Raw genomic sequence first — 16686 nt, 5'->3', positions numbered from 1 at the left:
CCGGGGCCGAATTACTCAGGGTGGCAATACGATCGGACCGATCGTATTGCGTCCTTCCAAATCCTGGTGAGCGCGGGTGGCTTCGGCCAGCGGGTAGCGGCCGCCGATTTCGATACTGATCGACACGTTGCCGATCACGTCGAACAATTCCTAGGCGCGCCAACTGAATTCGTGACCGGTGCGCATGAAGTGGGTCAGTGTGAACCGGGTCAGGAACACCGAGCCCGCGGCGTTGAGCCGTTGCCGGTCCACCGGCGGCACCGGGCCGCTGGCCGTGCCGAACAACGAGAACGACTTTGTACCAACACTGTTCGGTGTCGCGCCGCGAGACACCGTTGCGTTGGTGTTCGTCGGGGGTGAGCAGTCGCACTCGTTTACCGCGACGCGTGCGGTCGAGCCCGAGTTCGAGTCCTGGGATGTCGGTCATGCCGCCATCGCGGCGGCCGCTGACCGCGTCGGCATCCGTGCCGGTGAGCTGCTGTACGCGCGGGTCGACGTGACCGCAGCCGACCCGGTGCGGGTGGGAGTGGATGTGGTGGCGCCGTCGCTGGGCTGGCGGCTGCTGGACAACGGCGCCCGTGATCTGGCCTCAGCGCTCGTTCGCGTTCGCAGTGGTGTCAGCCTGCGAGCGGCTCGGGCTGGGCCCGGTCCCGCATCGATGCCCATAGCGCCGCGGTGGCCGCCGTGACGGCCGCGGCCCCGGCGACATGGATGGCGACCAGGACGGCCGGGACACCGGTGAAGTACAGGGTGGTCCCGACGGCGGCCTGCGCGCACACCAACGCCAGCAGCACGCCGAGGCGCACCATTATCGGACGCGCGGCGTTGACGGCCAGCAGCCCGAACCCCAGCCCCACCAGCAGGGCGAGGTAGGCGACCAACAGCGACGAATGCAGGTGCACCAGCGTGGTGATATCGACCTTCAGCCGCGGCACCGTCCGGCTGGGGCTGCGGTCACCGGCATGCGGGCCGGCGGCGGTCACCAGCGTCCCGGTGACCAGCACCACCGCCAGGATCACTCCAGTGAGCGCGGCGAGCAGTCGCAACGGCCGGGCCACCCGCGCGTGCACAACGCCGTCGTCGGGCTCGCCGACCTTGACGTAGAGCAGCACCGACAGCCACACCATCGTCATCGAGACCAGGAAGTGGATGGCCACTGTCCACCACAGTAGTCCGGTGCGCACCGTGATGCCGCCGATCACAGCCTGGACCACCGTCGACACCGGCATCAGCCACGCGTAGGCCAGCACCTCGCTCCGCCGCCGGGCCCGGGTCACCGTCAGCACCGCGAGTGCCGCGGTGATGACCACCGCGATGCTGAACAGCCGGTTGCCGAATTCGATGGCCTGATGCACGCGCGGCACTTCGGACACGGTCACCGGGACGAAGCTGCCCGGAAAACACCGAGGCCAGGTGGGGCAGCCCAACCCCGAGGCGGTGACGCGCACGATTGAGCCGGTGACGGCGATGCCGCCCTGGGACAGGATCATAGTCGCGGTGATGATGCGTTTGACGCGCGCGCTGGGGTCGGGGAGCAAGTCCACCAACCGCATCAGCATTCGTCCGACGCCCACCGTCCGATCGTAGCCCAACGAAAACTACGGCCTGTAGTACGTGGCGGCAGTGTCGGGAACAGGGCCTGACGTCAGGTGAAGCGGAACCAGCGCAGCGCGGCGAGGGCAGCCACCGCACCCCAAGCCCCCAGCACGACGACGCCGAACCAGTCGACCGACAGCGTCATCGCCTGTGCCAGCGCCTCGATGAGCGCGCCAGAGGGGGTGAGTCGCGCTGCCCACTTGACCGCCGTCGGGATCATGTTCGTCTCGAGCGTCAGTGCACCCAGACCGGCGAAGACGAACCACATCAGGTTGGCCAACGCCAGCACGATCTCGGCGCGCAGCGTGCCGCCCAGCAACAGGCCGAGCGCCGTGAAGCCGGCCGTGCCCAGCGCGATCACCACCGCGCCCAGCGCCAGCGCGGCCGGGGCGGGCCGCCAGCCTAGCGCAAAACCGATGGCGCCCAAGATGATCGACTGCAGGAACACCGTGCTGATGACGGCCAGCGATTTGCCGGCGACGATGCCCCAGACCGGCAGCGGCGTGGCACCCAACCGCTTCAACGCCCCATACCTGCGGTCGAAAGCCACCGCGATCGCCTGCCCGATGAACGCCGTCGAGATCACCGCCAGCGCCATGATCACCGGGGTGAAGGTCGCGGAGCGGTTGTGTCCGAACGAGCCGAACGGCAACAACGTCAGCCCGACCAGCAGGGTGATCGGGATGAACATGGTCAGCAGCAGTTGTTCGCCGTTGCGCAGCAACAACTTCAGCTCCAGCCTGGATTGCGCGGCCAGCATTTTCGGCACCGCATTGGGGCGCGGATCCGGGGTGAAGGTGCCCGCCGGGAACAGCGGCGCGTTGCTGTAGGTCACGGTCGCAACTTCCTGCCGGTGAGGTCCAAGAACACATCCTCGAGGCTGCGTTGTTCGACGCGCAGATCCGTTGCCAGCACATCGATCTGGGCGCACCACGCGGTCACCGTTGCGAGCACCTGGGGGTCGACCGGACCCTCGACCAGGTATTCACCCGGGGTCACCTCGGTGGTCTTGTAGTCTTCCGGCAGCGCCGACGACAGCAGCGAGAGGTCCAGCCGTGGCGGCGCGGTGAAACACAGCTGGTCTTTGGCGCCGGAGCGCATCAGCTCTGCCGGGGTGCCCGCCGCGACGGTCGCGCCGCGGTCGATGATGACGATCCGGTCGGTGAGTTCCTCGGCCTCCTTGAGCTGGTGGGTGGTGAGCACTACCGTCACCCCGTCGCGGCGCAGGGCGTCGATCAGTTCCCAAACCAGCAGCCGGGCGTGCGCGTCCATGCCGGCGGTGGGCTCGTCGAGGAAAACCAGTTCGGGTCGGCCGACCAGCGCGCAGGCCAGGGCGAGGCGTTGCTGCTGGCCGCCGGAGAGTCGCCGATAGGTGGTGCGCGCGGCGTCGGTCAGCCCCAGGGTGGACAGCAGCCAGTTCGGGTCCAGCGGGTCGGCGGCGTAGGCGGCGACCAGCTCGAGCATCTCCCCGGCGCGCGCCGCGGGATAGCCTCCGCCGCCCTGCAGCATCACCCCGATGCGGGCACGCAGTCGCGCGTTGTCTGCTATCGGATCCAGCCCCAGCACCTCGATCGTGCCGGCATCCGGGCTCACGAACCCCTCGCACATCTCGACCGTCGTCGTCTTGCCGGCGCCGTTGGGTCCCAACAGGGCCAGCACCTCGGCGGCGTGCACGTCCAGATCGAGGTTGGACACGGCCTGACAGACGGTCGCACCCATACCGTAATGCTTGCTCACCCCGCGCAGCCGCACCACCGTTTCGCTGGCGGGGGGAGATGTGGGCGCCGAACTCACGTCGAGTCAGCATAGGCGCCGGGCGCCGACTCGGATTGTAGGGGTCGACCGCTCGGCCGACGTCGTCTCTGGACTCGGCGCCTGCTCGGCGAGTCTAGTGTCCATCGGTGTAAGCAGCCGCGGCCGCCACGGCAGCCGGGTGTAGGTCAACGCGATCAGCAGGGCCACCACGGCGGCGCTGGCCAGGGTGGCGTCCAGGATCTGGAACAGTGCGAACCGGTCGCCATTGGCGGTCGGGCCGAAGATGCCGACGACCAGGGTGATCACGATGACGGCGACGCGGAAGCCGGGCCGGGTCGCCCAGCACGCCAGCGGAATGATCGGCCACAGCAGATACCAGGGCTGCACCACCGGGAACAGCAGTACGCAGATGCCCAGGGCGACGCCGAGGCCGCCGATCGGGTGCAGGCGACCGCGGAACACGGCCAGCAGCAGCCAGGTGACCAGCACCATGATGATCAGCACGCCGATGAACCGGGTAAGCGCCAACACGGCGGTGGTGTGGTCGCCCAGACCCAGCAGATTTCCCGCCTGACCGGTGGCCAGGGCCAGCAGCGTCGGCGGCGACATCCAGCTGCGCACCACGTTGGCGGTGCCGAGGGTGAACACCCAGCCGAACCCGAGCCCGCTGGCCCAGCCCACCAGGCCCATCACCGCCAGCGACAACGCTCCCATGCCGCCGCCGGCCAGCAGAAAGGCGCGCAGGTTGGCCCCGCAGCGGTGGGCCAGCGCCATCGTGACAAACCCCAGTGCCAGCAGCGAGGGCAGTTTGACCTGCGAGGACAGCGTGATCTGGACAGAGCCCGCGAGTAGCATGCCTAGCGGCTCCCAGCCGGGCCCCAGCCGACGCCACGAGGTCGGCCACAGCAGCGGCGCTTCGATACCGCGCAGCGCGAACTCGGCGCCGATCAGCATCAGCCCGAGCATCAGCGCCTCGTTGTGGATGCCCGCCACCAGATGCATCAGCAGCAGCGGGTTGGCCACGCCCAGCCACAGCGCGCCGACCTCGGCCACCCCGCAGCGGCGGGCGAGCCGCGGCGTGGCCCAGACGATCATCGCCACACCGGCCAGCACCACCAGCCGGTGGCAGAGCACGGCGGCGACGATGTTCTCGCCGGTCAGGGCGGAGACGCCGCGGCCGATCCACAGGAACAACGGGCCGTAGGGTGCAGGCGTCTCCCGCCACACGCTGGGCACCGACAGGGTGAACACGTGCCCGAGGCCGAGACCGGACGCCGGACCGACCTTGTACGGATCGAGGCCCTCAAGGGAGATCTGGCTCTGCGCCAGATAGGAGTAGACGTCCTTGCTGTACATCGGCGGCGCGATCAGCAGCGGCAGCATCCACAGCAGCAGGGTGCGATCCAGTTCGCCGCGCGACATCTGCCGCTTGCCCAGCGCGAATCGGCCCAGCATCAGCCAGGCCAGCGTCATTATCACGGCCCCGACGGTGGTCATCGTCAACGACACCGTCTGGATGCGCGACGGCAGGTTCAACAGCCGGACGCCGAACGTGGGGTCTTGCACGACGGGCCGGGCCCCGGCGCCCAGCGCGCCGATCCCCATCAGGACGGTTCCGGTCGCGCCGAACAAACGGGTGCGTTGAAGTGCAGTGAGTTCCGTCTCATTCAGCGGTGAACCCACCGCTGACTCGTCGCCGTGCAAACTGGCGATCGACGAGCTCAGCGTGTGCTGGCGCGCTGCCATCAGTGCAGCGTAGCGGCATGCCGCCGGGGAGCGGCCCGATGTCGGGCCGCCGATCCCGTGCATCCGCCGACTGAGGGCACCCTTCCTGGACCGATTTCCGAATTGCGTCACACTGGTGTTGTGAAAATCCCGACCTCTCAGGACAGCGCCGCGCCCACGATCGGTGCGGCGGTTCCGGCTGGAGTGTTGGATGGTCACACCCGCCATGCCATCGTGCGGTTGCTGCTGAAATCCGGCTCTATCACGGTCAGCGAGATCTGCGACCGGCTGGGCCTGGCCGCCGCCGGTGTGCGGCGGCACCTCGACGCGCTGGTCGACGCCGGCGACGTCGAGTCCGCCCCCGCCGCGGCGTGGCAGCAGGCCGGCCGGGGACGGCCCGCCAAGCGGTTCCGGCTGACGGCTGCCGGGCGAGCCAAGCTCGACCACGCCTACGACGATCTGGCCGCGGCGGCCATGCGCCAGCTGTGGGAAATCGGGGGCAGGGCGCGCTGCAGGAGTTCGCCCGGCGCCGCATCGACACGATTCTGGCCGAGGTGCAGCCCGCCGGCAGTGCCGGCGACGCCGACGTCGAGGCCGCCGCCGAGCGGGTGGCCGGCGCGCTGACCAAGGCCGGTTACGTGGCCACCACGACGCGGGTGGGTCCGCCGCTGCACGGCGTGCATATCTGCCAGCACCACTGCCCGATATCGCATGTCGCCGAGGCGTTCCCGGAGTTGTGCGAGGCGGAGCGGGAGGCCATGGCCGAGGTACTAGGCACGCACGTACAGCGGTTGGCGACCATCGTCAACGGCGACTGCGCGTGCACCACCCACGTCCCGCTGACCCAGGCGGCGGGCAAGGTAGCAATCAAGACCTAGCATCAAGCGGCGCCCAGTCCGCACCCGCACCGTACGAGCATCAAAGGAGTGTCCGTATGACCCTCACACCAGAGGCAACCACGTCGCCGTCAGAGCCCCTGACCCAGGAGCAGACGATCGCCTCGCTGGGCAAGTACGGCTACGGCTGGGCGGACTCCGACGTCGCGGGCGCCAGCGCGCAACGCGGGTTGTCCGAGGCAGTGGTACGCGACATCTCCGGCAAGAAGAACGAGCCGGAGTGGATGCTACAGACCCGGCTGAAGGCGCTGCGCACCTTCGAGAAGAAGCCGATGCCGACCTGGGGCTCCAACCTGGAGGGCATCGACTTCGACAACATCAAGTACTTTGTGCGTTCGACGGAGAAGCAGGCCGCCTCCTGGGAGGACCTGCCCGAGGACATTCGCAACACCTACGACAAGCTGGGTATCCCCGAGGCGGAAAAGCAGCGCCTGATCGCCGGCGTCGCCGCGCAGTACGAGTCCGAGGTCGTCTACCACCAAATCCGCGAGGACCTTGAGAGCCAGGGCGTCATCTTCCTGGACACCGACAGCGGCCTGCGCGAGCACCCGGACATCTTCAAGCAGTACTTCGGCAGCGTGATCCCGGCCGGGGACAACAAGTTCTCCGCGCTGAACACCGCGGTGTGGTCGGGCGGTTCTTTCATTTACGTGCCGCCGGGCGTGTGCGTCGACATCCCGCTGCAGGCGTACTTCCGGATCAACACCGAGAACATGGGGCAGTTCGAGCGGACGCTGATCATTGTCGACGAGGGTGCCTACGTGCACTACGTCGAGGGCTGTACGGCACCGATCTACAAGAGCGATTCGCTGCACTCGGCGGTGGTCGAGATCATCGTGAGGCCCGGTGGCCGCTGCCGGTACACGACCATTCAGAACTGGTCGAACAACGTCTACAACCTGGTCACCAAGCGGGCCCGCGCCGAGGCGGGCGCCACCATGGAGTGGGTCGACGGCAACATCGGGTCAAAGGTGACGATGAAGTACCCGGCGGTGTGGATGACCGGTGAGTACGCCAAGGGTGAGGTGCTCTCGGTCGCGTTCGCCGGCGAGGGCCAGCACCAGGACACCGGCGCCAAGATGCTGCACCTGGCGCCCAACACGTCGAGCAACATCGTCTCCAAGTCGGTGGCGCGCGGCGGTGGCCGGGCGTCCTACCGCGGCCTGGTGCAGGTGAACAAGGGCGCTCACGGGTCGCGGTCCAGCGTGAAATGCGATGCTCTGCTTGTTGATACGGTCAGCCGCAGCGACACCTACCCGTATGTCGACATCCGCGAGGACGACGTCACGATGGGGCACGAGGCCACCGTGTCGAAGGTCAGCGAGAACCAGCTCTTCTACCTGATGAGCCGCGGGCTGACCGAGGACGAGGCGATGGCGATGGTGGTGCGCGGCTTCGTGGAGCCGATCGCCAAGGAACTTCCGATGGAGTACGCTCTGGAGCTCAACCGCTTGATCGAGCTGCAGATGGAAGGTGCGGTCGGCTAGTGGGCAATCTGACCGAGGCAGTGGAGGGTTCGGCACTCACTGCCGTCAACAAGGGCGAATTGTTCGCGTCCTTCGACGTCGACGCGTTCGAGGTTCCGCACGGGCGCGACGAGCTGTGGCGGTTCACGCCGCTCAAGCGGCTGCGCGGCCTGCACGACGGCTCGGCTCGCGCCACCGGCAAGGCCCAGATCACCGTCGGCGAGCAACCCGGCGTGACGGTCGAAACCGTGCACCGCGGCGACGAGCGACTCGGGCAGGGCGGCGCTCCCACCGACCGTGTTGCTGCGCAAGCCTTTTCGTCGTTCAACTCGGCGACGGTGGTGACCGTCGCGCGGGACACCGAGGTGGCCAAACCCGTCGAGATCGCGATCAAGGGACCTGGCGAAGGCGCGGTCGCCTACGGGCATCTGCAGATTCGCGTCGAGGAGCTCGCCCGGGCCATCTTCGTCGTCGACCTGCGCGGCAGCGGAACCTACGCCGACAACGTCGAGATCATCGTCGGTGACTCCGCCGGCGTCGGGGTGATCTGGATCGCCGATTGGGCCGACACCGTCCACGTGAGCGCGCATCACGCACGGCTGGGCAAGGATTCGGTGCTCGGGCACGTCAACGTGACGCTCGGCGGCGACCTGGTCCGCACGTCGACGACGGTGCGGTTCACCGCGCCTGGCGGCGAAGCTCAGCTGCTCGGCACCTACTTCGCCGACGACGGCCAGCACTTCGAATCCCGGTTGCTGGTCGACCACGCGCAGCCCAACTGCCGCTCGGATGTGTTGTACAAGGGTGCGTTGCAAGCCGACCCGGGCTCCGGCCGCCCCGACGCACACACCGTTTGGGTCGGCGATGTGCTGATTCGCCCGCAGGCCATCGGCACGGATACTTTCGAGACCAACCGCAACCTGTTGCTCACCGACGGCGCCCGCGCCGACTCGGTGCCCAATCTCGAGATCGAGACGGGTGAGATCGTCGGTGCCGGACACGCCAGTGCCACCGGGCGATTCGACGACGAGCAGCTGTTCTACCTGCAGGCCCGCGGTGTTCCGGAAGCCCAGGCCCGCCGTCTGATCGTGCGCGGCTTTTTTGGCGAGATCATCCAGAAGATCGCCGTGCCCGCCGTGCGGGACCGGCTCACTGAGGCCATCGAGCACGAACTTGAGTTGACCGAAGGAATCAAGAACCAATGACCACGCTGGAAATCAAGGATTTGCACGTCAGCGTCGCACGCACCGACGCCGACACCATCGCGATCCTCAAGGGTGTCGACCTCACGGTGTCCTCGGGGGAGACGCACGCGCTCATGGGCCCCAACGGGTCCGGCAAGTCCACGCTGTCCTACGCGATCGCCGGGCACCCCAAGTACGAGGCGACGTCGGGCTCGATCACGCTGGACGGCCAGGACGTGTTGGCGATGAGCGTCGACGAGCGCGCCCGCGCCGGGTTGTTCCTGGCGATGCAATACCCGATCGAGGTGCCCGGGGTGTCGATGTCGAACTTCCTGCGCACCGCGGCCACCGCGGTGCGCAGCGAGGCGCCGAAGCTGCGGCACTGGGTGAAGGAAGTCAAGGGCGCGATGGACGATCTCGGTATCGATCCGTCCTTCTCCGAACGCAGTGTCAATGAAGGCTTTTCGGGCGGCGAGAAGAAGCGGCACGAGATTCTGCAACTGTCGTTGCTCAAGCCCAAGATCGCGATCCTCGACGAGACCGACTCCGGGTTGGACGTCGACGCGCTGCGGGTGGTCAGCGAGGGTGTGAACCGCTACGCCGAGGCCGAGCACGGCGGTGTCCTGCTGATCACGCACTACACCCGGATCCTGCGCTACATCCAACCGCAGTTCGTGCACGTGTTCGTAAGTGGTCGCATCGTCGAGTCCGCCGGCTCCGAACTCGCCGACGAACTCGAAGAGCACGGTTACGAGCGTTTCACCTCGGCGGCCGCGGGGGCGTAACGATGACGGCCTCCGTGAATCGACTGGATCTCGCGGCTATCCGTGCCGATTTCCCCATCCTCAAGCGGGTGATGCGCAGCGGAAATCAGTTGGCGTACTTGGATTCCGGTGCGACGTCGCAGCGGCCGTTGCAGGTGCTGGACGCCGAGCGTGAATTCCTCGTCACGTCCAACGGCGCCGTGCATCGCGGCGCCCATCAGTTGATGGAGGAAGCCACCGACGCCTACGAGCAGGGGCGGGCCGACATCGCGGCGTTCGTCGGCGCTGGCGTCGACGAGCTGGTCTTCACGAAGAACGCCACCGAGTCGCTCAACCTGGTGTCTTATGTGTTGGGCGACAAGCGCTTTGACGGCGCCGTCGGCGAGGGTGATGTCATCGTCGTCACCGAACTCGAACATCACGCCAACATCGTCCCGTGGCATGAATTGGCCCGGCGGACCGGGGCGACGGTGCGCTGGTATGGCGTGACCGACGACGGGCGCGTCGACCTGGACTCGCTGCAACTGGACGAGCGCGTCAAAGTTGTTTCTTTCAGCCATCATTCGAACGTGACCGGTGCGGTGGCGCCGGTGGGTGAGCTGGTGGCCCGGGCGCGGGCCGTGGGTGCGCTCACCGTGCTGGATGCCTGCCAGTCGGTGCCGCACCAGCCGGTCGACTTCCACGCCCTGGGCGTCGACTTCGGTGCCTTTTCCGGGCACAAGATGCTGGGGCCCAACGGAATAGGCGTTCTCTACGCCCGCTGCGAGCTGCTCGAGGCGCTGCCGCCGTTTTTGACCGGCGGTTCGATGATCGAGACGGTGACGATGGAAGCCACCACATACGCCGCACCGCCGCAGCGATTCGAGGCCGGTACCCCGATGACCTCCCAGGTGGTCGGCTTAGCCGCGGCCACCCGGTATCTCGGGGCCCTCGGCATGGACGCGGTCGAGGCCCACGAGCGTGAGCTAGTGGAGCAGGCCATCGACGGCCTGTCCGGGATCGACGCGGTCCGCATCATCGGGCCCACCTCGATGGAGGACCGTGGCTCGCCGGTCGCGTTCGTCGTCGACGGGGTGCACGCGCACGACGTTGGCCAGGTGCTCGACGACGAGGGCGTGGCGGTTCGGGTCGGCCATCACTGCGCGATGCCGCTGCACCGCCGGTTCGGGGTGGCCGCCACGGCCCGGACGTCGTTCGCGGTGTACAACACCGCCGACGAGGTCGATCGGCTGGTGGCCGGCGTGAGCCGGTCCGTGGATTTTTTCGGCGGAGCGTGAGCCGTGCACCTGGAGCAGATGTATCAGGACGTGATCCTGGATCACTACAAACACCCGCAGTACCGCGGTCTGCGGGAACCGTTCGGCGCGCAGGTGTCGCACGTGAACCCGATCTGCGGTGACGAGGTGACGCTGCGGGTGGCGTTGTCCGACGACGGGCAGACCGTCGCCGACGTCTCTTACGACGGGCAGGGCTGTTCGATCAGCCAGGCGTCTACCTCGGTGCTCACCCAGCAGGTGATCGGTCAGAGCGTGGGGGAAGCGGTGAAGACGGTGACCGCCTTCACCGAGATGGTGTCGTCGCGGGGGACGGTCGAGGGCGACGAGGACATCCTGGGCGACGGCATCGCGTTCGCCGGAGTGGCGAAGTATCCGGCCCGGGTGAAGTGCGCCCTGCTGGGCTGGATGGCGTTCAAAGACGCACTGGTCCAAGCCAGCCATGCTTTCGAGGAGGACCAGCGATGAGCGAAACCGCCGCGGCAAACGAGGAATTCCTCTCCGACGTCGAGGAGGCTATGCGTGACGTCGTCGACCCGGAGTTGGGGATCAACGTCGTCGATCTGGGATTGGTGTACGGCCTTAACGTCGAAGAGGGTGCCGAGGGCACGGTGGCTACCATCGACATGACGCTGACGTCGGCGGCCTGCCCGCTGACCGATGTGATCGAAGATCAGTCCCGCACCGCGCTGGTCGGCAGCGGGCTGGTCGACGACCTGCGAATCAACTGGGTGTGGAACCCGCCGTGGGGCCCGGACAAGATCACCGAGGACGGCCGCGAACAACTGCGTGCGCTCGGCTTCACCGTCTGAAGGCGACCGGTCAGAACGCGTCTTCGGCGAGGCACATGACGTCGTCGTCGAGGGGTTCGATGACGTGGCGCAGCGCGGTCAGTCGTGGCAGCATGTTCTTAGCGAAAAAGGCCGATGTCGCAATCTTGCCCTGATAGAACGCCGCGTCACTGGGCGACGGGCTGCCTGCCAGCGCTGCGTGCGCGACCCCGGCGTGCACCAGCAGCTACCAGCCGATGAGCCGGTCGCCCACCGCTAGCAGGTACCGCACCGACCCGAGCCCCACCTTGTAGATCTCGGTGGGCTGTTGACTGGCCGACATCAAGAAGCCGGTCAACGCGCCCGTCATTGCCGTCACCTCGTCGAGCGCCGTTTGCAGCTGCTGCGCTTGCGATTTCAGTGCGTCGTCACAGGTGTCGATGGTCTTGCTGATCTGCGCGATCACGAACCGCAGTGCCTGGCCGTGGTTGCGGACGATCTTGCGGAAGAAGAAGTCCAGCGCCCGAATCGCGGTGGTGCCCTCGTAGAGGGAGTCGATCTTGGAATCGCGGATGTACTGCTCGAGCGGATAGTCGTGCAGGGCATTGAGGTAGCCGGTGAACTACGCACCGGCGGCCTTGACCGCGATCTCCTGTTTGCCGCTTCCGACACCGGATCGGGCTCATCGACCACCTTGCTGCTTGACGAGCCGACTAACTACCTCGACGCGGATTCGATTGGCTGGCTGCGGGATTTCCTGTGGTCGCACACCGGCGGACTGGTGGTCATCAGCCACAACGTGGAGTTGCTCGCCGACGTCGTCAACTGGGTGTGGTTCCTGGACGCCGTGCGCGGCGAGGCCGATGTGTACAACATGACCTGGCAGAAGTATCTGGACGCACGCGCCACCGACGAGCAACGCCGCCGCCGCGAGCGCGCCAATGCCGAACGCAAGGCCGCCGCGCTGCGTTCCCAGGCCGCCAAGCTGGGTACAACGGCCACCAAAGCCGTTTCGGCACAGAATATGTTGCGACGTGCCGATCGGATTATGGCGGCCCTGGACGAGGAGCGGGTCGCCGACAAGGTCGCCCGGATCAAGTTCCCCACGCCGGCCGCGTGCGGGCGCACCCCACTGGTGGCCAGGGGACTGAGCAAGTCCTACGGCTCGCTTGAGGTGTGCACTGGCGTCGACCTGGCCATCGACCGCGGCTCGCGCGTGGTGGTGCTGGGGCTCAACGGCGCCGGCAAGACTGGCGGGGACCCTGTCCGGCGGAGAGAAGACGCGACTCGCGTTGGCCGGTCTGGTGGCCTCCACGGCCAACGTGCTGCTGCTCGACGAGCCGACCAACAACTTCGATCCCGCGTCGCGCGAACAGGTGCTCGATGCGCTGCGCAGCTATCAGGGCGCGGTGGTGCTGGTGACGCACGACCCCGGGGCGGCCGATGCGCTGAACCTCCAGCGGGTGGTGCTGCTGCCCGACGGCACCGAGGACTACTGGCCCGAGGAATACCGGGATCTCATCGAACTCGCCTGAGCCCGGGCAAATCATCGCGGGCGAATTCCGCGAAATTGACACGCTTAAGACGGCGGCTTCTTACTCTTGGGGCTTGGATTTGAGTTTCAAGCGTGGAGGGGTCAGTGCCAACGTCGAAAGAACTGCGTGCCGAATTGCTGGATGGGCTGCGCTCGGCCTACGAAGGCGGAGCGAGCATTCGGACGCTCGTCGCCAGCACCGGCAGATTGTATGGGTCGATACACAGCTTGCTGCATGAGTCGGTACCACAAATGCGCAGCCGGTGCGGGCCGAACCACACCCGTCATTGCTAGCCGTCCGCCGACCGCGCTCCGGCCAGCCCAGAGTCGTTGTGGCGCACCGACTTTTCTACCAGATCCAGCACGGCAGATAGCCGTTGTGGATCCTCGTCGGAGGCCAGCCGGGCCACCAATCCGTCCAGGACCAGTTCCAGGTAGCACTGCAAGACGTCACCGGGCACGTCGTCGCGCACCCGGTGCGTTTCCTTCTGGCGCTGCAGCCGATCGTGGGTGGCCGCCGCCAGTTCCGCAGACCGCTCCGACCAGCCCCGGCTGAATGCGGGGTCGTTGCGCAGCTTGCGCGCAATCTCCAGCCGGGTGGCCAGCCAGTCGAATTCTTCGGGCGCGGCGAGCATGTCGCGCATGACCTGGATCAGTCCCTCGCGCGAGGCGACGTCGGCCATCCGCTCCGCGTCCTCGTGGGCCAGCGCGAAAAACAGCGCGTCCTTGTCCCGGAAGTGGTGAAAGATTGCGCCACGCGACATCCCGATCGACTGCTCCAGTCGCCGAACCGTGGCTCTGTCATAGCCGTGTTCGGCGAAACACCGTCGGGCACCGTTGAGGATCTGGCGGCGGCGCGCCGCCAGATGGTCCTCGCTGACTTTGGGCATGGGCCGGGCCTGGCTCGGCTCCGACTAACCGGACTTGAGCATGTTGCGCAGCACGTACTGCAGGATGCCGCCGTTGCGGTAGTAGTCGGCTTCGCCGGGGGTGTCGATGCGCACCACCGCGTCGAACTCGATTGGGTCTCCGGATTCCTTGGCGGCCTTGACGTGCACGGTCTTCGGCGTCTTACCCTCGTTGAGCGCATCGATGCCGGTGATGTCGAACACCTCGGTGCCGTTCAGGCCCAGTTTTTGGGGCGTCTTGCCCTCGGGGAACTGCAGCGGAATCACGCCCATGCCGATCAGGTTGGAGCGGTGGATGCGCTCGAACGACTCCGCGATCACCGCGCGCACGCCCAGCAGTCGGGTGCCCTTGGCGGCCCAGTCTCGCGACGAGCCCGACCCGTATTCCTTGCCGCCCAGCACCACCAGCGGAATGTTCTTCGCCGCATAGTTTTGCGCCGCGTCGTAGATGAAGGCCTGCGGACCGCCGTCCTGGGTGAAGTCGCGGGTGTAGCCGCCCGAGACATCGTCGAGCAGCATGTTGCGCAGCCGGATGTTGGCGAACGTGCCGCGGATCATCACTTCGTGGTTGCCGCGCCGCGACCCGAAGGAGTTGTAATCCTTGCGCTGGACGCCGTGCTCGTCGAGGTACTGCGCGGCGGGGGTGCCTGGCTTGATGCTGCTGGCGGGCGAGATGTGGTCGGTGGTCACCGAATCACCCAGCAGCGCCAGCACTCTCGCGCCGGTGATGTCGCCGACCGGCTCGGGCTCGGCGAGCATGCCCTCGAAGTACGGGGGCATGCGCACATACGTAGAATCCGGGTCCCACTCGAAGGTGTTGCCGCTCGGGGTGGGCAGGTTGCGCCACCGCTCGTCGCCCTTGAACACGTCGCCGTAGTTCTTGGTGAACATCTCGGAGTTGATCGACGAGGCGATGGTGTCCGAGACGCTCTGCTGCGACGGCCAGATGTCCTTGAGGTAGACGTCATTGTCGTCCTTGTCGGTGCCCAGAGGCTGGGATTCGAAGTCGAAGTCCATCGTGCCGGCCAGCGCGTAGGCCACCACCAGCGGCGGGGAGGCCAAGTAGTTCATCTTGACGTCCGGATTGATGCGGCCCTCGAAGTTCCGGTTGCCGGACAGCACCGCGGTTACCGAAAGATCGTTGTCGTTAATGGCTTTCGAGATTTCCTCGGGCAGCGGGCCGGAGTTGCCAATGCACGTGGTGCAGCCGTAGCCGACCAGGTAGAAGCCGAGCTTCTCCAGGTAGGGCCACAGGCCCGCCTTGTCGTAGTAGTCGTTGACCACCTGGGAACCGGGCGCCATCGTGGTCTTCACCCACGGCTTGGACGCCAGACCCTTTTCAACGGCGTTGCGAGCCAACAGCGCGGCGCCCAGCATCACCTCGGGGTTCGAGGTGTTGGTACACGAGGTGATCGCCGCGATCACGACGGCGCCATGGTCGAGCACGAGCTCGCCGTGCTCGTCGGAGCGCACCGTCACCGGTTTGCTGGGTCGTCCCTTGGAATGCATCGCCGCCGAATGCACTTCGGGAACGTCGTCGGCGTGTCCGTTCGACACCGCGCCCGGGTCGCTGGCCGGAAACTTCGAGTAGCCCTGCTTGGGGTCCTCGTTGCCGTCGACGTAGCTGAGGATCTGCTCCCGGAACGTCTCCTTGGCCGCCGACAGGGCGATCCGGTCCTGCGGCCGCTTGGGCCCGGCTATGGACGGCTCGACGGTGGACAGGTCGAGCTCCAGGTACTCGGAGAACGCCGGCTCGTGGGATGGGGCGTGCCACAGGCCCTGCTCTTTGGCATAGGTCTCCACCAGCGCCAGCTGCTCGTCGGTGTGGCCGGTAAACTTGAGGTAGGAGATGGTTTCCTCGTCGATCGGGAAAATGGCTGCGGTGGAACCGAATTCGGGGCTCATGTTGCCTAGCGTGGCGCGGTTGGCCAACGGCACCTCGGACACGCCCTTGCCGTAGAACTCGACGAACTTGCCAACGACGCCGTGCTTACGCAACACCTCCGTGACCGTCAGCACGACGTCGGTGGCGGTGACGCCCCGCTGGATCTCGCCGGTCAGCTTGAAGCCGACGACCCGGGGGATGAGCATCGAGACCGGCTGGCCCAGCATCGCGGCCTCGGCCTCGATACCGCCCACGCCCCAGCCCAGCACACCGAGGCCGTTGACCATCGTGGTGTGCGAGTCGGTGCCCACGCAGGTGTCCGGGTAGGCTACCCCGTCGCGGGTCATCACCACACTGGCCAGGTACTCGATGTTCACCTGGTGCACGATGCCGGTCCCCGGCGGCACGACCTTGAAGTCAGTGAAGGCGCCCTGCCCCCAGCGCAGGAATTGGTAGCGCTCGCCGTTGCGCTGGTACTCAATTTCGACATTGCGTTCGAACGCGTCGGCGGTACCGAATAGGTCGGCGATCACCGAGTGGTCGATCACCAGGTCGGCCGGCGTCAGGGGATTGACCTTGTCCGGCTTGCCGCCGAGATCAGCGATCGCCTCCCGCATGGTGGCGAGGTCGACGATGCACGGCACCCCGGTGAAGTCCTGCATCACCACCCGGGCGGGGGTGTACTGGATTTCAATGCTGGGCTCCGTCTTGGGATCCCAATTTGTGATCGCCTCGATGTGGTCTTTGGTGATCTTGCTGCCGTCCTCGTTGCGCAGCAGGTTCTCGGCAAGGACCTTCAGGCTGTAGGGGAGTTTCTCGGTGTTGGGTACGGTGTCCAGACGGTAGATTTGGTACCTCTTGTCGCCGACCGTAAGGGTGCCGCGGGCTCCGAACGAGTTCACAGAATCTTGCTTGGTCACATCAACTCC

The 16686-nt window shown here is 66.7% G+C and carries 12 protein-coding genes and 6 pseudogenes; 10 read left to right on the top strand and 8 right to left on the bottom strand.

Translation table 11 applies throughout. The features are described from left to right. Positions 1–15: 15 nt before the first annotated feature. Positions 16–294 (bottom strand): annotated as a pseudogene (locus FQ389_RS19680) (quinone oxidoreductase); the annotation flags it as partial. Between FQ389_RS19680 and FQ389_RS09545 the strand changes: the two are divergent. Next, entirely contained in the window at positions 185–688 is a 504-nt protein-coding gene (locus FQ389_RS09545; RefSeq protein WP_186296339.1) for a hypothetical protein, read from the top strand. The pseudogene FQ389_RS19680 and the gene FQ389_RS09545 sit on opposite strands and share 110 nt — an antisense overlap. On the opposite strand, the gene FQ389_RS09540 is transcribed toward FQ389_RS09545, so the two are convergent. From FQ389_RS09540 to mptB, 4 genes and pseudogenes are all read right to left on the bottom strand, one after another. Beyond that, on the bottom strand, positions 618–1553 hold the full coding sequence (locus FQ389_RS09540; protein WP_144207106.1) for a COX15/CtaA family protein: 936 nt from the start codon (positions 1551–1553) through the stop codon (positions 618–620). The two genes, FQ389_RS09545 and FQ389_RS09540, sit on opposite strands and share 71 nt — an antisense overlap. Positions 1554–1645: 92 nt before the next feature. Next, positions 1646–2431, bottom strand: a complete 786-nt coding sequence (locus tag FQ389_RS09535; RefSeq protein WP_144207061.1) for an ABC transporter permease — start codon at positions 2429–2431, stop codon at positions 1646–1648. Beyond that, positions 2428–3315, bottom strand: coding sequence for an ABC transporter ATP-binding protein (locus FQ389_RS09530; RefSeq protein WP_407662831.1), 888 nt, complete (start codon positions 3313–3315; stop codon positions 2428–2430). The genes FQ389_RS09535 and FQ389_RS09530 overlap by 4 nt, the downstream gene beginning before the upstream one ends. A 71-nt stretch (positions 3316–3386) precedes the next feature. Beyond that, positions 3387–5097: pseudogene (mptB, locus tag FQ389_RS09525) on the bottom strand (polyprenol phosphomannose-dependent alpha 1,6 mannosyltransferase MptB). A gap of 57 nt (positions 5098–5154) precedes the next feature. Here mptB and FQ389_RS09520 point away from each other — a divergent pair. From FQ389_RS09520 to FQ389_RS09490, 7 genes and pseudogenes are all read left to right on the top strand, one after another. Beyond that, positions 5155–5954, top strand: a pseudogene (locus FQ389_RS09520) (helix-turn-helix transcriptional regulator). A 56-nt stretch (positions 5955–6010) separates the two neighbouring features. Beyond that, on the top strand, positions 6011–7459 hold the full coding sequence (gene sufB / locus FQ389_RS09515) for a Fe-S cluster assembly protein SufB (protein ID WP_144207056.1): 1449 nt from the start codon (positions 6011–6013) through the stop codon (positions 7457–7459). Further along, on the top strand, positions 7459–8643 hold the full coding sequence (gene sufD / locus FQ389_RS09510) for a Fe-S cluster assembly protein SufD (protein ID WP_144207053.1): 1185 nt from the start codon (positions 7459–7461) through the stop codon (positions 8641–8643). The genes sufB and sufD overlap by 1 nt, the downstream gene beginning before the upstream one ends. Beyond that, positions 8640–9407 carry a Fe-S cluster assembly ATPase SufC gene (gene sufC / locus FQ389_RS09505; RefSeq protein WP_144207051.1) on the top strand — a complete coding sequence of 256 codons (768 nt, stop codon included), beginning with the start codon at positions 8640–8642 and terminating at the stop codon, positions 9405–9407. The genes sufD and sufC overlap by 4 nt, the downstream gene beginning before the upstream one ends. A 2-nt stretch (positions 9408–9409) precedes the next feature. Then, positions 9410–10663: a cysteine desulfurase gene (locus FQ389_RS09500; RefSeq protein WP_144207049.1), complete on the top strand. Its 1254-nt coding sequence runs from the start codon at positions 9410–9412 to the stop codon at positions 10661–10663. Positions 10664–10681: 18 nt separating this feature from the next. Next, positions 10682–11186: pseudogene (sufU, locus tag FQ389_RS09495) on the top strand (Fe-S cluster assembly sulfur transfer protein SufU). Further along, positions 11125–11472 carry a metal-sulfur cluster assembly factor gene (locus FQ389_RS09490; protein ID WP_144207047.1) on the top strand — a complete coding sequence of 116 codons (348 nt, stop codon included), beginning with the start codon at positions 11125–11127 and terminating at the stop codon, positions 11470–11472. Before sufU ends, FQ389_RS09490 begins: the two are co-directional and overlap by 62 nt. A 10-nt stretch (positions 11473–11482) precedes the next feature. Here FQ389_RS09490 and FQ389_RS09485 read toward each other — a convergent pair. After that, positions 11483–11896: pseudogene (locus tag FQ389_RS09485) on the bottom strand (acyl-CoA dehydrogenase C-terminal domain-containing protein). Between FQ389_RS09485 and FQ389_RS09480 the strand changes: the two are divergent. Beyond that, a pseudogene (locus FQ389_RS09480) lies at positions 11876–12965 on the top strand (ATP-binding cassette domain-containing protein); the annotation flags it as partial. The pseudogenes FQ389_RS09485 and FQ389_RS09480 sit on opposite strands and share 21 nt — an antisense overlap. Positions 12966–13069: 104 nt before the next feature. Further along, complete coding sequence (locus FQ389_RS19675; protein WP_144207045.1) at positions 13070–13258, top strand: helix-turn-helix domain-containing protein; 189 nt, start codon at positions 13070–13072, stop codon at positions 13256–13258. Here the strand turns inward: FQ389_RS19675 and FQ389_RS09470 are convergent. Both FQ389_RS09470 and acnA read right to left on the bottom strand, forming a co-directional pair. Further along, positions 13255–13854, bottom strand: coding sequence for a TetR/AcrR family transcriptional regulator (locus FQ389_RS09470; RefSeq protein WP_144207043.1), 600 nt, complete (start codon positions 13852–13854; stop codon positions 13255–13257). The two genes, FQ389_RS19675 and FQ389_RS09470, sit on opposite strands and share 4 nt — an antisense overlap. Positions 13855–13878: 24 nt before the next feature. Next, positions 13879–16677, bottom strand: a complete 2799-nt coding sequence (gene acnA / locus FQ389_RS09465) for an aconitate hydratase AcnA (RefSeq protein ID WP_186296337.1) — start codon at positions 16675–16677, stop codon at positions 13879–13881. Positions 16678–16686 lie beyond the last annotated feature (9 nt).

This window comes from Mycobacterium tilburgii, from assembly GCF_902168065.1.
GTDB classification, from domain to species: Bacteria; Actinomycetota; Actinomycetes; order Mycobacteriales; family Mycobacteriaceae; genus Mycobacterium; species Mycobacterium tilburgii.
This window is presented reverse-complemented; position numbering and strand designations above follow the sequence as displayed.

Excerpts from the sequence above, each read along its gene's own strand:
- FQ389_RS09530 (WP_407662831.1), bottom strand. The coding sequence starts at position 3,315 with ATGGGTGCGACCGTCTGTCAGGCCGTGTCCAACCTCGATCTGGACGTG.
- FQ389_RS09540 (WP_144207106.1), bottom strand. The coding sequence starts at position 1,553 with ATGCGGTTGGTGGACTTGCTCCCCGACCCCAGCGCGCGCGTCAAACGC.
- sufC (WP_144207051.1), top strand. The coding sequence starts at position 8,640 with ATGACCACGCTGGAAATCAAGGATTTGCACGTCAGCGTCGCACGCACC.
- sufB (WP_144207056.1), top strand. The coding sequence starts at position 6,011 with ATGACCCTCACACCAGAGGCAACCACGTCGCCGTCAGAGCCCCTGACC.
- FQ389_RS09490 (WP_144207047.1), top strand. The coding sequence starts at position 11,125 with ATGAGCGAAACCGCCGCGGCAAACGAGGAATTCCTCTCCGACGTCGAG.
- FQ389_RS09500 (WP_144207049.1), top strand. The coding sequence starts at position 9,410 with ATGACGGCCTCCGTGAATCGACTGGATCTCGCGGCTATCCGTGCCGAT.
- FQ389_RS09470 (WP_144207043.1), bottom strand. The coding sequence starts at position 13,854 with ATGCCCAAAGTCAGCGAGGACCATCTGGCGGCGCGCCGCCGCCAGATC.
- FQ389_RS09545 (WP_186296339.1), top strand. The coding sequence starts at position 185 with ATGAAGTGGGTCAGTGTGAACCGGGTCAGGAACACCGAGCCCGCGGCG.